This is a genomic window from Nosocomiicoccus sp. HMSC09A07 (genome assembly GCF_001808485.1).
Lineage (GTDB): Bacteria > Bacillota > Bacilli > Staphylococcales > Salinicoccaceae > Nosocomiicoccus > Nosocomiicoccus ampullae_A.
The window spans coordinates 226444-241136 of the sequence record NZ_KV793634.1 but is presented as its reverse complement, the minus strand read 5'-3'; the positions used below and the strand labels follow the sequence as shown (position 1 = coordinate 241136).

Genomic DNA, 14693 nt, shown 5'->3' with positions numbered 1-14693 from the left:
ATTATGACTCCTTCCCTTTGTAGTATTCATATTGCTCTACAACGTTTGATGGATTTTCTTCATACATTAAATCCATTAAACCTGTGATCGTTTGTGGCGCTACTTTATCTGCTTCTTTAATCGCTTCTTTAACTTCTTCACGCGCACGCTCAATCACTTCTTTTTCTTTCTCTTCGTTCCATAATCCTTTTTCTTCTAAGAACTTTCTGAAACGAACGATTGGGTCTTTTTTCGCCCATGCATCGTCTTCATCTTGTTTTCTATAACGTGTTGGGTCATCTCCTGACAGTGTGTGTGCACCGTAACGGTAACATACTGTTTCGATAAGAGTTGGTCCTTCACCTTTAATTGCACGGTCACGTGCATCTTTTGTTACTTTATAAACTGCAAGTGCGTCCATTCCGTCCACTTGAACAGATGGAATACCTGCTGCAACTCCTTTTTGTGCTAACGTTTTAGCAGCTGTTTGTAAAGATCTCGGTGTTGAGATTGCATATTGGTTATTTTGAACGACGAAAATCGCTGGTGCTTTATAAGCGCCTGCAAAGTTAATACCTTCATAGAAGTCACCTTGAGACGTACCACCGTCACCAGTATACGTAATTACGACGTTTTCTTTTTCTCTCTTTTTAAGACCTAAAGCGACACCAGCCGTTTGCACGTACTGTGCCCCGATAATAATCTGCGGGCTTAAAGCATTTACACCTTCTGGGAACTGGTTACCTTCATAATGCCCTCTTGAGAATAAGAATGCTTTGTATAACGGTAAACCATGCCAAATTAATTGTGGGACATCACGGTACCCTGGTAAAACATAGTCCCCTTTTTCAATTGCAAAATGACTTGCAATTTGTGATGCTTCTTGTCCAGCTGTTGGTGCGTAGAACCCAAGTCTACCTTGACGGTTTAAAGACGTAGAACGCTCGTCTAATACTCTCGTCCACACCATTCGCGTCATAATCTCCACTAATTCATCATCAGAGAGTTCAGGCATTTCGTTTTTATTTACGACTTTACCTTCCTCATCTAAAATTTGAAAAAGTTCAAATGACGCCTCAATATCTTGTAATTGAGCAACCGGATCGAATCCTTTTTTCTTCGGTGCCATACTTCTTCACCATACCTTTCATAAAAATGCTTACAGTAATAATAACATAAAGTATTCACGCATTTAAAAGATATCGACTTTTAAACGGTACTTCTGTTTCATTATATAGTATTTTGGACGTATCAGTAACTCTTTTTGTCATACTTCTATAATATAATGTATAATTAAAAAATGAATTTTAGCTTAGGAGAGATTTTATGCTTACAATGGATGATATTGTTAGAGATGGACATCCAATATTAAGAACAAAAGTAAAAGAAGTCACTGAAATTGACGAGGAGACAAAACGTCAATTACGTGAAATGCGCGAGTATTTAGTGATGTCACAAGATGAAAAAACCGCTCAAAAATATAATTTAAGAGCAGGCGTTGGACTTGCAGCACCGCAAGTCAATATCGATAAACGTATGATCGCGATTTACATTACAGACGAAATGAACGAACCAGTGTATGATTATATGCTCATTAACCCGAAATTAGTGAGTCACTCTGTACAAGAGACATATCTTCCAGGTGGAGAAGGATGTTTAAGTGTCGATGAAGATATCGACGGAATCGTCCACCGCTATAAACGTTTTAGAGTATCTGCATTAGATATTGACGGCAATAAAATTGAAATTAAAGCAAAAGGATTACTTGCAATCGTCCTTCAACACGAGATGGACCACTTAAACGGTGTGATGTTCTATGATCATATCGATCAAGAAAATCCAAACGAGCCGCATGAAGGTGCAGTACCATTTGAAGATTAAATAAAATCGTCATTTCTAGTGACGTAACGAATTCCTTTATCGTTTAAAATATCGATGAGTTGTTCGTACGTCTCTTCGTTTAAAATAAGTGGATCTGCCTCATGTGGTATAAAGTGATGTTCGTACGTATTTGAAGTCACATAATCATAAATTAAATTCATAATATACATGTCATTTCTTATGTTAAATTCAATGAATTCGACGCGTTTATCTTCACGCGACATTTCACGACGAATCGTTTCGTAAATTTGTAAAGCATCCATTGCCTTACCCCCTTTATTATTATTATAAAGTCTTTGCAACACATTCGTCTATGAGGTAGAATAAACTTAAGTATAAAGGTACGAATTGTGTTTATGAAAATGAGCACAAATTGACATGTTCAATAACATCTAAAAGCCGAAATGGCAGTTGGCAACTTAGTATAAAAGGATATCTATCCGGTTGAAGATGTGCTTTCATGAACGAGCACATCTTATTTTTTATAAAACATTTAAGGAGTTTATTTGAAATGGAAATTTTTAAAGTATTTTATCAAAATCATAAAACGCAACGTATTATTCGTGAAGAAACAAAATCAATGTACGTTGAAGCAGAAAATTTAGAACAAGTAAGAAAGTATTTCGGTGACAAAGAAGTCACTTTAGAGCACATTGAAGCGTTAACTCCCGATCATTTAGCATACGAAAAAGAACATAACGAAGACTTTGAGGTTACGAAACTATAATGACTCTAACATCCAAAGTAAAAGTGTTCGCCCTAGGTGGACTTGGGGAGATCGGGAAAAACACTTACTGTGTGGAATACAAAGACGAAATTATTATTATTGACGCGGGGATTAAATTCCCAAGTGACGATGAACTTGGCGTTGACTACGTCATACCGGATTATACGTATTTAAAAGAAAACGAACATAAAATTAAAGCGCTCGTCGTCACACATGGTCACGAAGACCATATCGGTGGAATTCCATTTTTATTAAAAGAAATTTCAGTGCCTATATACTCTGGCCCACTAGCACTTGGGCTTATTCAAAACAAACTAGAAGAACATAAGTTAATGCACCGTACATCATTAAATCCGATTACGGAATCTGACGTTTTAGAGTTTGAACATATGTCAGTAGAATTTTACTTAACGACGCACTCTATACCTGAAGCGTACGGTGTCGTTGTAAAAACACCTGAAGGTAACATCGTCCATACGGGTGACTTTAAGTTTGACTTTACACCGGTTGGAGAGCCTGCGAACATTACAAAAATGGCCAATTTAGGTGAAGAAGGCGTACTTTTACTTCTATCAGACTCAACGAACGCGACTGTACCAAATTTCACAATGAGTGAAAAAGAAGTCGGTCAAAACGTTGAAGATATTTTTAGACAATGCTCTGGTCGTATTATATTTGCGACATTTGCATCTAACATTTATAGAGTTCAACAAGCAATCGATGCTGCTGTAAAATTCAACCGTAAAATTGTCGTTTTCGGAAGAAGTATGGAAAACAACATTAAAATCGGTCAAGAACTCGGTTATATTAAAGCGCCAGTAGACACATTCATAGAAGCAAAAGAAATTAACCGTTACGAAAAACACCAAATTATGATCCTTTGTACAGGATCTCAAGGTGAACCGATGGCAGCATTGTCTCGTATCGCAAACGGTACACATAGACAAATTTCAATCATTCCAGATGATACAGTCGTCTTTAGTAGCTCACCTATTCCTGGGAACACGATGAGTGTCAATAAAACAATTAATGCTCTTTATAAAGCAGGTGCAGACGTAATTCATGGACCGTTGTCAAACATCCATACGTCTGGACACGGCTCACAAGAAGAACAAAAACTAATGCTTAGACTCATTCGCCCAGAGTACTTTATGCCTATTCACGGTGAATACCGTATGCAAAAAATCCATAAAGAACTCGGTATCGACACAGGTGTCGATAAAGATAAAATCTTCTTAATGGAAAATGGTGACGTCTTATCTATCGATAGAAACGGTGCAGAGATTTCAGGAAAAGTACCAGCTGGAACAGTATTTGTAGACGGTATCGGAATTGGAGATATCGGAAATATCGTACTACGTGACCGTAAAGAACTTTCAGAAGAAGGTCTAGCAGTCGTCGTCGTATCTATCGACTTTAAAACACAGACACTACTTTCAGGTCCAGACATTATTTCTCGAGGATTTGTGTATATGAGAGAATCATTTAGACTGATACGTAGTGCAGAAAAACGTCTAAAAGAATCTATCGAAGAATTATTAGAAGAAGACAACGTCGAATGGTTTAACGTCAAACAACTCATCATTCAAGACTTATCGAATTACTTATACAAAAAGACACATCGTAAACCGATGATTTTACCAATGATTATGAGAGTAAACGACGAGACATTAGAAGATAAATAACATACTAAACACCCGTTACAAAATTGTAACGGGTGTTTTTTAATCGTCCCCCATCACTATTTCAAAGTGTGAGAGATCTTCATCGCTTGCTATTAAAATTAAAATATCATCTTCAAGAATTGGTGTATGTGAATCTGGTGACACGATAATATGCTCATGTCGTTTAATTGCTAATACGGATACTCCAAATTTGTTTCTAAAATCTAACTCATCTAACGTACGATTTGTAAAAGCTTCAACTGCTTTGAACTCTACAATTGAGTGGTTGTCTGAAATCTCGAGTATATCGAGCGTATGCGTAGACACGAGTCGGTGTGCTAGTAGTCGTCCGATATCTCTTTCAGGGTGAATCACAGCATCTGCACCGATTTTTTCTAACACTCTACCGTGATAATCATTTTGAGCTTTAACCGTCACTTTTTCGCATCCGAGGTCTTTTAATATAAGCGTCGTTAAAATACTGCCTTGAATACTCTCGCCAATCGCAACGATGACGTGGTCGAAGTTAGTAATACCGACGCTTTTTAAGACGTTTTCGTCCATCGTGTTCCCGATGACAGCTTCAGTGACGAGATCCTTATATTCGTTAATAACCGCTTCATCTTTGTCAATCGCAAGAACGTTCACATTTAACTTTCGCAATTCTTTAACGATACTCGAACCGAATCTTCCGAGTCCGATTACCGCAAATTCTTTTTTCATAACTTACTCCTTACCTTGTACGTAATCTTTGTCGAATAAGAATAATCTCATTAATATTATAAGACTTGGAATAAGTAATAGTAAACCTAAAACGAACACAATGACGAGTGCGATGGCCATCGAGTCGTTAACGACCGCATCGAGTTTTATAAACGGATATAAAATATATGGTAATTTACTAATTCCATAACCGAAAAATGCGAACGCAAACTGTAACATCACCATAACAAACGCGACACCGTAATTTTTCTTTTTATAAACTAAGTACACAGCAATTGCCATAAATACGATACTACATAAGAAGAAGTACCAGTAATTTTGTGTGGCATTGTCAAAGTGCTCTCTATTAATTGCGCGAAGCTCTAGGAACACAAATTGAGAAATGACGAGCATTGGAATTGTCCATGTTAAAAACCATGTACGTGTTAACTCTACTGCTTGCTTTGCTTTTGCACGATTCGAATAGAAAAGTAAAAATCCACTCGAAATATATAACACAGAAATGACTGCTAAAAATACGACGGACCACGTATATCCGCTAAAAAATAGTTCGACATAGTCTAAATCAAGTCCAGCAGCAGTTTCTTCTATAAAACCACCTTCTGCTATGACTAATGCGACTGAAAGCGACGCTGGGATAAATAACCCTGTTACACCGTATAAAAACGTCCAAACCATATTCGTTCCTTGTGAATATTGGTTAAAAGCATAATAACTTCCGCGAATCGCTAACATGATTAACGAAATGGACGCTGGAATCAACAATACCGTACCGAAATAGTATGCCGAGTCCGGGAAAAATCCGACGATCCCAACGAAGAAGAATACGAAGAATACGTTCGTGACTTCCCATACAGGATTTAAATAGCGGTTAATAATCGGTGTAATAATATTATCTTGATTCGTTAATTTTGCATAGAAGTTATAAAACCCTGCACCAAAGTCAATCGATGCAATGACGACGTATCCGTATAAAAACGTCCAAAGTACTGTAATACCTAGTGTTGCAAAATCCATTAGAATCGACCTCCAGTCTCATCTAAACTTTCAGTACCATAATATTGAATTTGGCTATCTTTTGCTGATTTATCTTTAAACATACGCGTTAAAACGAGAATAGTCGTCGTTACTAATACGAAGTATAAAACACCGAATAGGATTAGCGTTAACCCTAAACCACTCGCCTCGGTGATCGCTTCACTGACGCGCATATATCCACGTACCATCCATGGCTGACGACCAAGTTCAGCTGTAAACCAACCCGCTTCAATTGCTAAAAATGATAACGGCCCCGTTAAAACAAATATATACAACATCAACTTACTGTGTAGTAACTCCGGTTTTAACCATTTTAAGATAAAGTATAAAAGACTCGCTCCGAATCCAAACATTCCAAAGAATACCATGACGTCAAAGAAATAGTGAATGACAAGTGGTGGCCATTCATCTTTAGGGATATCGTTTAACCCTGTCACTTCAGTACTCGGTTTCCAGTCCGATAAAATACTTAACGCGCTCGGAATTCTGAGTGCACCTTTCACTTCTTGGTTTTCTTCATCGAGTACACCAAATAATATTAAATCTGCGTTACCTTCTGTTTCAAAATGCCACTCTATTGCAGCAAGTTTTTCTGGTTGATGATTGTGTAAATACTTTGCAGATAAATCTCCTGCGAGTAAAGTAAGTCCAGACATAATTAAACCAATGACCATCATCACTTTTAAGCCTTTTTTGTGATACTCACGATCTTCATCGAATTTAGACTTTAATAAGTTAAACGCTGCGATCGTCACCATAATAAACGCTGCTGTCATATACGCTGTAACGAGTACGTGGAACACTCGTTCTGGCATCGACGGGTTAAACATCGCTTTTAAAGGATCGACATTTTTTAACACACCGTCAACGATTTTAAAGCCTGCTGGAGAGTTCATAAAGCTATTTACCATCGTAATAAACACCGCGGAAATTCCTGCACCAAGTACGACTGGAATTGTTAAATACCAGTGGTGCCAGCGATTTTTAAATCGATCCCACGTATATAAGTAAATACCTAAAAATATCGCTTCAAAGAAAAACGCAAATGTTTCCATGAATAGTGGTAACGCAATAATATGACCGGCAAGTTGCATAAACTGTGGCCATATTAATGATAATTGAAGACCGATAATTGTACCGGTAACAACACCTACGGCAACAGTGACTGTGTATCCCATCGCAATTCTACGTGCCATCGTTAAGTAGTGATAATCATTCTTTTTAATGCCTAGAAATTCCAGTACCATAATGAGTAACGGAATTCCTACTCCTACTGTCGCATACAGAATATGTACACCTAACGTTAAACCAGTCAATATTCGACCAATTAAAACATCTTCCATACTTTTCCTCCTCTATTATTAACACTTCTTGTATCTAGTATAGTACACATGTTCAGACTTTCACAAAAGATTCATAATTAAAATCAAAAAATCCTAAATACGAGTGTATTTAGGTTGATTTATCGAGTTTGCGTGCGATAGACAGCAGTTCTTCTTCTGTTTCAATTTGTGCGAGTAAAGGACGCAGTCTTTGCAGCTGTTTAATTTTTAACTGTGAAATACGAGTTTTCACTTCTACCATTTTATTAGGATCGATACTAATATGACGAATACCAAGTCCAAGTAATATCGGTAATGCTTCTAAATTTTGGCCGAGCACACCGCATATTGACACAGGGATATCGTATTTTTTCCCGCTCATAACGACGTTACGAATCACTTTAAAAATACTAGGATGCATCGATTGAGCGAGTAAATCAAAGTTCGGGCTCGTACGATCAAACGCAAGTAAAAACTGTGTTAAATCGTTCGTTCCGATACTTAAAAAATCCGCATGTTTAGCGAAACTATCGACATGTATTGCTGCAGCCGGTGTTTCAATCATCGCACCGAGATCGATTTTGTCTGTCATTCGTAAATGAATTTTTTCTTCATTTAAGATGTTTTTAATCCATAAAAACTCTTCGACGGACGTGACCATCGGCACCATAATTTTAACCGTACCAAATCGACTCGCACGAATGATCGCACGGATTTGTTGACGAAGTGTACGTTCATGTAGTTTTAAAAATCTTACTCCACGGGTACCGAGTGCTGGGTTGACTTCATCGAGCAACTCTTCAGGATGATAAGGTAAAAACTTATCCCCACCGATATCGAGTAATCGAAACGTCACGTCATCTAGTGCTTTTACGACGGATTCATAAACTCTATTTTCATCTGTCTCTTTTGGGAAATCATTGTGACTCATATACATGAATTCCGTGCGCATTAACCCCGCGCCATCAGCTTTATATTGAATGGCTTCTTCTACGGATGACTGAACAGAAACGTTAGCAGATACACGGATTTTTACGTGATCTTTTGAATACGTATCTTTCGTCAGTTCGATTTGTTCATTCTTTTCTTTCATAAGAAAAATTGCTTCTAGTTCTTCTTTTGTCGGAGAGAAATTAACGACACCGTCCGCGCTGTTTAAAATCGCATAATGGCTGTCCTCTGCGTAACTTAAAACGTCACCGACGTTAAATAACGCAGGGATTCCCTTTGACATTAAGAGTAAGCCTGTGTGAGAATGTTTTGCACCGGATTCTAACACGACGCCTTTAATATACTTTTTATCGAGACTTGCCGTAATAGACGGTGGCAATTCTTTTGCAACGATAATCGTATCAGAATTTAGTTGTGAAAAGTCTACACGTGGCGTATCTAAAAGATTTGCAATAATACGTTCTGTTAAGTCAATGACGTCATTACGACGTGCACGTAAATACGCATCTTCAATTGCGTTAAATGATTCCGTCAGTGCTTCTTTTACAAAGTTAACCGCGTATTCTGCCGTCTTCCCTTTGTTAATAACATCTCGAATATCCTCGATAAAGTACGGATCTTCGAGCATCATAATTTGTGCTTCTAATATCGCTTCATCACCTAAAGAAATAGAGAACTCCCTATTATCTTGAATAACACGAAGTTCTCTTTTAGATGTCTCTATTGCGATATCGAGTCTTTGATGCTCTCTCCAAATAGAAGCAGCGTCTACCTCGTTCTTGTTAATATCAAAGTTGACGTCTCTTATGACGACAACTTTTCCACTAACGATCCCTGGTTCAACTGTAATACCTGTGAGTTTACTCATCACCTATCAGACCTTCATGAACTAATGTGTTTTGAATTGCTTCAAGCGCTTCTGTTTCATCATCACCGTCTGCGTGAATCGTAATTTCAGCACCCTTGCCAACACCAAGTGACATGACGCCCATGATAGACTTTAAGTTTACTATTTTACTGTTATATTCTAAGTCAATGTTTGCTTTAAACTTCGTTGCTGTTTGCACAAGTTTTGTCGCAGGTCTCGCATGAATACCTGTTTCATCGACAATAGAAAAAGTCTTTTGTTGCATAATCTCTCTCCTTTACAAGTCGTTTAAACATCTGAATTAAACTAATTGTACACGATTTCATAAAAAAATTCATCTGAGACTTTAATTTTTTATTTTTTTAATTGTTGAACGACAAAATCGATATGGTTGTCACCGAGTTTTTTCATTAAGAAGTAACTCACTGCACCGTTTACACTATGCGTAACAATTTTAGAAACTGCAAGCGACGGTTTATTATTCTTTTTAGAGATTACTTTTAAAATTGCTTTTGTAGAAAACTTAGATACGACGTCACCGACTCCACTTGAGAACATAATCATAATACGTGTTTTTATAGAGTCTGCATTATTTTCGATTTCTTCTTTCGTCACACCGAATACTTCGTTAATTTCGTCTTCAATTTCTGTCATATATTTAACGTCTGTTCCTAAATCGAGTAAAGGGACAGGTAAAGCTGCTGCAATTCCAGATTTAATTGCTTTCTTTTTAACGAGTTCACGTGCGATTTCTATTTTTTCATTTAATAATTGTTCACTATATTCGTACATGTAAATTCCTCCATGTTATTTATTCTTCTCTGTGAGTAATGTTAACACAATGAATGCAGCTAAACTTGAAGTACGCTCATTGATATCAAGTGGTGGTGATACTTCTGAAACGTCAAATGACGTTAAATTGTTTAACGTTCCGAAATATTTCACTGTCGAAACGACTTCTTCAGCAGTAAATCCGTTTGGTGACGGCGCACTCGTTCCAGGTGCCACTCCTTCTTGAACGCTATCCATACATAGCGTCATGAAGACGTGATCATAGTTTTCGAGTTCACCCTTAATTGTGTCAAGTAGTGATTCGTTTTGTCGTACTTCGTCGAGCGTCCAGTATTTCACACCGAATTCATCTGCAGTTTCAAATAATGTTAACGTGTTTCCGAGTTGTTGTATTCCGATGACGTAATAATCGATATTGTCGTCTTCAGAAAGCATTTCATAAAACATCGTGCCGGAACTTTTACGTTCTTTTCTAAGATCAAAGTGGGCATCTAAATTTAAAACGGCAATTTTTTCTTCTTTAAACGCATCTCTTACGCCTAGGTAATGCCCGTAAACTGTTTCGTGACCGCCACCTAAGATGACAGTGAAGTTATCATTTTGAAGAAGTTTTGATACGACATTCCCGAGTTGTTGTTGGGACGCTTCTAAATCTTCGGTACCCTCAATACTACCAATGTCATAAACATCATTCATGTACGCCATTGACGACATTCTCTCACGAATTTTAGTCGGTGCTTCTTTCGCACCGACTCTTCCTTTATTTCGTTTCACACCTTCGTCAGACATAAATCCGACGATGACGTCTGACTTTGTTTCATTCGTATACGACTGAACGACTTGGTGGAAACGTTCTTTACGATCTGAATCAATGCGACCTGTATATTCGTGTTTAATCATTTCTCTCACCTCTAAATGTTTTAAATATACTCATTAAAAGAAGTGGCGTTGTCAGTAACACGAGCGAGATATTCAAAGGTAATATAAAAATGCTTAACTCGACATCTCTAAATAATGTTATAAAGAGACTCGTCGTTACTTTTAGCCATAAAGCGACGATGATAATCATTTGTCTGTTGTATGCTTTATCTTTTAACGTATTAAGCACTGTAAATAAAATATACAGTACCGCAAGCAGAAACGTTAACGCTAAGTTAAACCACTCGTACATATATTTTACATTTGAAATTTTAAATAGCCCTTCAAATACGACATTGTTACGGTTGTTAAACTCTAAAAAGATAACGATTAACGTCAAGAATCCAAAGACGAGTTCAAAGTAATTCACTTTTACCCAGCGGATCGGCTTAATTTCAAAAAAGTTATAAAAAGCGTTAATTACTTTGTCACGCACACGGTATACAGCATGCATAAACGTAAAGTATTTGTTGACGTCTACGTTTAACTTAATTTTACGTCTCGCGTGAACACGTGACATTTCTCGTTCTTCATCTTTCACTGGTCGTTTTAAAATGTTTTCTGATTTAGATAAAAAGACACCGACTGATAGTGTGAGTAATGCGAGTGTCCACGTCATCGTGTAGTACATGTTGATCGATAATACGTCTGTTGGACGAAGCCCAGAATCGATATTAGAGTACACGCTATTTTGCGTAACAAAATATGCCACACTGTAAAAGAATAAAATGACTAAATATTGCGCTTTACGATATGTTTTATCGAAATATTCGTTAAAGACGTTATAAATCATATGTACACTAAACGCGAGTAAAAATAAAATACTGCTCCATCCGTATACGTGTGACATTAAAAATGTCGACCATAAAAACATGACAAACGTTAAACTAAAAAAGAATACGATAAAACGACGGTCGTAGGCTGTCGTTCTATTCATTACTTTCGCAAACTTAAACATCAGTAGTCCGAGTCCGACAAGGACAACACCTGACAGTAACGTAATCAGTAAAGAATGCTGAAATACAATACCTAAAATATTTTTAAGCTCTATAAAAAATATATTGATAAAATCAAATACGTTTTTAATCTTTTCCCCGGAAATATCTTGTTTATTTGTAATACTTTTAAAGTTAATTAATATAAACAATCCTTGTATAAGAAAAAATACGCCAAGTAGCGTACAAGCAATCGTTTCTTTGTGGTCATTAAATCGTTTATACATGACTTCACCTCTTTAAGTATTATACAGAAAAGAGACGTGTAAATCATCAAATTAAAAGACGAGCTACTGCTCGCCTTTCTCTTTACTGCTATTTAATGCACGGTGACCGATATCTTCTCGGTAGTAAAAATCTCCGTCATTGTATTTGATTTGTTTCATGTGTTTATATACTTTGTTTAACGCTTCTTCGATCGTATTACCGTGGTTACACACCATGAGGACGCGTCCTTTACTTGATATATAACTGCCATCTTCTTTTTGAGATAGACCGCTAACGTACATATGCTCTTTTAAAGATTCAGGGAAATCTAACTCGAGACCGACGTTTTCTTTATATGGATAGTCTTTTGTCGCAAGTACAGCACCTGCCATAAAGCCTTTTTTCCACTTCATTTCAAAAGACTCTTTACGTTTTAACTTTTCAAGCATATTTAAAAAGTCGTTTTCTAACATACTCATTAACACTTGTGCTTCCGGGTCACCAAAACGTGCGTTATACTCTAACACTTTTACGCCGTCTTTTGTATGCATCGCTCCTAAAAATAGGACCCCGAAGTATTTCATCCCCTCTTTAACCATCGCGTCAACTGTAGGTTTTACAAGTGTATCAATCGCTTCTTGGCGTACTGAATCGTCAAGGTGTGTGATTGGAGCATATGCTCCCATACCGTTTGTATTCGGTCCGACTCCACGCTTATACGCAGATTTATGGTCTTGAGCGATAATTTCAAACGGATGAAATACATCTTCATTGACGAGTACCATTAACGAAAACTCTTCTCCGTCTAAATATTCTTCGATAATAATCGGCTCGATTTTAGGTGTGTCTTCTCCTTTAAATTGAGCGATATAATCGAGTGCTTCATACGCTTCATCTTGTGACTGTGCGACGACAACTTTCGTGTTGTCACCGAGTCCATCATGTTTAATAACGATTGGATATTCAGATTCTGTTAAAAAGTTTTTTGCTTCGTTGTAGTTTGTAAATATTTTATAATCCGCAGTTGGGATATTGTATTTATTAAGTAATTGCTTCGTAAATATTTTAGAAGTTTCTATTTGAGCCTCGTGTTTACGTGGGCCAAAAACAGTTAAACCGTACTCATCGATTAAAAAGTCTGCTAAACCTTTTTCGAGTGGTTCTGGCGGTCCGATAATGACCCAGTCGATTTGTCTTTCGATACAAATACCTGCAATTGCATCAAAGTCATTTGGGTCTACTCTATACATCACTTCACAAATATCATTCATGCCAGCATTACCAGGTATTGCAATGATATTATCTGCAACTTTCGAGTCCGCTAACATTTTAACGATCGCATGTTCTCTTCCGCCGCTACCTATAACTGCTACATTCATTTTACATTCTCCTAAGTTACCTGTTGTACTTCCATTATACAAAAAACGCTTTCAATTTGAAAATATTATCACGTTTTTAATCCTCCTTTGTTTAGTAGAATTTTTTGAAAAAATTTGTAATAATAACAGTAACACGAATATAGGGGGATATTTCATGACAGCAGAATTATTAGACGGTCGCGAGATCGCGAAAGATTACCGAGCAGGTTTACAAGAACAAGTTGAAGCATTAAAAGAAAAAGGAATTACACCAAACTTAACAGTCGTTATCGTTGGTAACGATGGTGCTTCATTATCATATGTAAAATCTAAAAATAAAGCCGCAGAAAAAATCGGTATGTCGTCAGGTATTATTCACTTAGAAGAAGACGCAACAGAAGAAGAAGTACTAGACACAGTTCGTCGCCTAAATGAAGACGACAACGTACACGGTATTTTAGTTCAAGTACCACTTCCAAAACAAGTAGATGAAAACAAAGTCCTCGAAGCAATCGCTCCGGAGAAAGATGTCGATGGATTTAGTCCAGTAAACATCGGACGAATGTACACAGAACAAGAAACGTTCATTCCATGTACACCACTTGGAATTATGGAGTTATTAAAACATACAGGATCACTCGAAGGAAAAGAAGTTGCAGTAATTGGACGTTCACATATCGTCGGACAACCAGTTTCTAAACTATTAACAAACGAAAACGCAACAGTCACACTGATGCACTCACGCACAAAAAACATGGTCGAAAAATTAAAAGACTATGACGTCGTAGTATCAGCAGTAGGAAAACCAGGACTCGTTCACGGAAAAGACCTTAAAGAAGGCGCAATCGTGATTGACGTAGGAAACACAGTCGTCGACGGAAAACTCGTCGGAGACGTCGATTTCGAATCTGCAAAAGAAGTCGCTAGCTACATCACACCAGTACCAGGCGGTGTTGGCCCACTTACGATCACAATGGTATTAAACAACGCACTCATCGCAGCAAAACGCTTAAACAATGTAGAATAAAAAAATGTCCAGCACTCTGCTGGACTTTTTTATGGAAGTGACCCCACTGTTAATGTGACGCCACTGTGTGTCGCGTCAGTGGGTGGTTTTTTCTCTTGGTAATAGTGAGGCGGCGTGGTTGTTGGTGTGTTTTTACTCTTTAAAGGGGTTTGGTGTTTTTCTTCGGATTTTATTTAACAAAAAAATCGCGATTTTGTTAGATATCGTGGTTTATTTAACATATTTCGCCTCAACACCACTGTT

The 14693-nt window shown here is 37.3% G+C and carries 15 protein-coding genes; 4 read left to right on the top strand and 11 right to left on the bottom strand.

The features are described 5' to 3' along the window. Position 1 precedes the first annotated feature (1 nt). Entirely contained in the window at positions 2-1108 is a 1107-nt protein-coding gene (gene pdhA, locus HMPREF3177_RS05475; RefSeq protein WP_070457539.1) for a pyruvate dehydrogenase (acetyl-transferring) E1 component subunit alpha, read from the bottom strand. Between the two features lie 197 nt (positions 1109-1305). On the opposite strand from pdhA, the gene def reads away from it, so the two are divergent. Beyond that, positions 1306-1860: a peptide deformylase gene (gene def, locus HMPREF3177_RS05470; protein WP_068128020.1), complete on the top strand. Its 555-nt coding sequence runs from the start codon at positions 1306-1308 to the stop codon at positions 1858-1860. On the opposite strand, the gene HMPREF3177_RS05465 is transcribed toward def, so the two are convergent. Continuing rightward, positions 1857-2123: a hypothetical protein gene (locus HMPREF3177_RS05465; RefSeq protein ID WP_070457537.1), complete on the bottom strand. Its 267-nt coding sequence runs from the start codon at positions 2121-2123 to the stop codon at positions 1857-1859. The two genes, def and HMPREF3177_RS05465, sit on opposite strands and share 4 nt — an antisense overlap. A gap of 248 nt (positions 2124-2371) precedes the next feature. Between HMPREF3177_RS05465 and HMPREF3177_RS05460 the strand changes: the two genes are divergently transcribed. After that, entirely contained in the window at positions 2372-2587 is a 216-nt protein-coding gene (locus HMPREF3177_RS05460) for an RNA polymerase epsilon subunit (RefSeq protein ID WP_068128017.1), read from the top strand. Continuing rightward, positions 2587-4272: a ribonuclease J1 gene (gene rnjA, locus HMPREF3177_RS05455; RefSeq protein ID WP_070457535.1), complete on the top strand. Its 1686-nt coding sequence runs from the start codon at positions 2587-2589 to the stop codon at positions 4270-4272. Before HMPREF3177_RS05460 ends, rnjA begins: the two co-directional genes overlap by 1 nt. Positions 4273-4311: 39 nt before the next feature. On the opposite strand, the gene HMPREF3177_RS05450 is transcribed toward rnjA, so the two are convergent. From HMPREF3177_RS05450 to purD, 9 genes are all read right to left on the bottom strand, one after another. Continuing rightward, entirely contained in the window at positions 4312-4974 is a 663-nt protein-coding gene (locus HMPREF3177_RS05450; protein ID WP_070457533.1) for a potassium channel family protein, read from the bottom strand. A gap of 3 nt (positions 4975-4977) precedes the next feature. Continuing rightward, positions 4978-5991: a cytochrome d ubiquinol oxidase subunit II gene (locus HMPREF3177_RS05445; RefSeq protein ID WP_070457531.1), complete on the bottom strand. Its 1014-nt coding sequence runs from the start codon at positions 5989-5991 to the stop codon at positions 4978-4980. Continuing rightward, positions 5991-7355 carry a cytochrome ubiquinol oxidase subunit I gene (locus HMPREF3177_RS05440; protein ID WP_070457529.1) on the bottom strand — a complete coding sequence of 455 codons (1365 nt, stop codon included), beginning with the start codon at positions 7353-7355 and terminating at the stop codon, positions 5991-5993. The genes HMPREF3177_RS05445 and HMPREF3177_RS05440 overlap by 1 nt, the downstream gene beginning before the upstream one ends. Before the next feature lie 109 nt (positions 7356-7464). Continuing rightward, positions 7465-9153 carry a phosphoenolpyruvate--protein phosphotransferase gene (gene ptsP, locus HMPREF3177_RS05435; RefSeq protein ID WP_070457527.1) on the bottom strand — a complete coding sequence of 563 codons (1689 nt, stop codon included), beginning with the start codon at positions 9151-9153 and terminating at the stop codon, positions 7465-7467. Beyond that, a complete protein-coding gene (locus HMPREF3177_RS05430; protein ID WP_070457525.1) occupies positions 9146-9418 on the bottom strand; it encodes a phosphocarrier protein HPr in 273 nt (90 codons plus the stop codon). Before HMPREF3177_RS05430 ends, ptsP begins: the two co-directional genes overlap by 8 nt. A gap of 89 nt (positions 9419-9507) precedes the next feature. Then, positions 9508-9945 (bottom strand): hypothetical protein, encoded by a 438-nt coding sequence (locus HMPREF3177_RS05425; protein ID WP_068127995.1) that lies wholly within the window; start codon positions 9943-9945, stop codon positions 9508-9510. 15 nt (positions 9946-9960) lie between these two features. Next, entirely contained in the window at positions 9961-10845 is an 885-nt protein-coding gene (hutG, locus tag HMPREF3177_RS05420; protein WP_068127990.1) for a formimidoylglutamase, read from the bottom strand. After that, a complete protein-coding gene (auxA, locus tag HMPREF3177_RS05415) occupies positions 10838-12085 on the bottom strand; it encodes a lipoteichoic acid stability factor AuxA (protein WP_070457523.1) in 1248 nt (415 codons plus the stop codon). Before auxA ends, hutG begins: the two co-directional genes overlap by 8 nt. Positions 12086-12148: 63 nt before the next feature. Next, positions 12149-13444 carry a phosphoribosylamine--glycine ligase gene (gene purD, locus HMPREF3177_RS05410; protein WP_070457520.1) on the bottom strand — a complete coding sequence of 432 codons (1296 nt, stop codon included), beginning with the start codon at positions 13442-13444 and terminating at the stop codon, positions 12149-12151. A 154-nt stretch (positions 13445-13598) separates the two neighbouring features. Between purD and folD the strand changes: the two genes are divergently transcribed. Next, entirely contained in the window at positions 13599-14450 is an 852-nt protein-coding gene (gene folD, locus HMPREF3177_RS05405) for a bifunctional methylenetetrahydrofolate dehydrogenase/methenyltetrahydrofolate cyclohydrolase FolD (RefSeq protein ID WP_040929293.1), read from the top strand. Positions 14451-14693 lie beyond the last annotated feature (243 nt).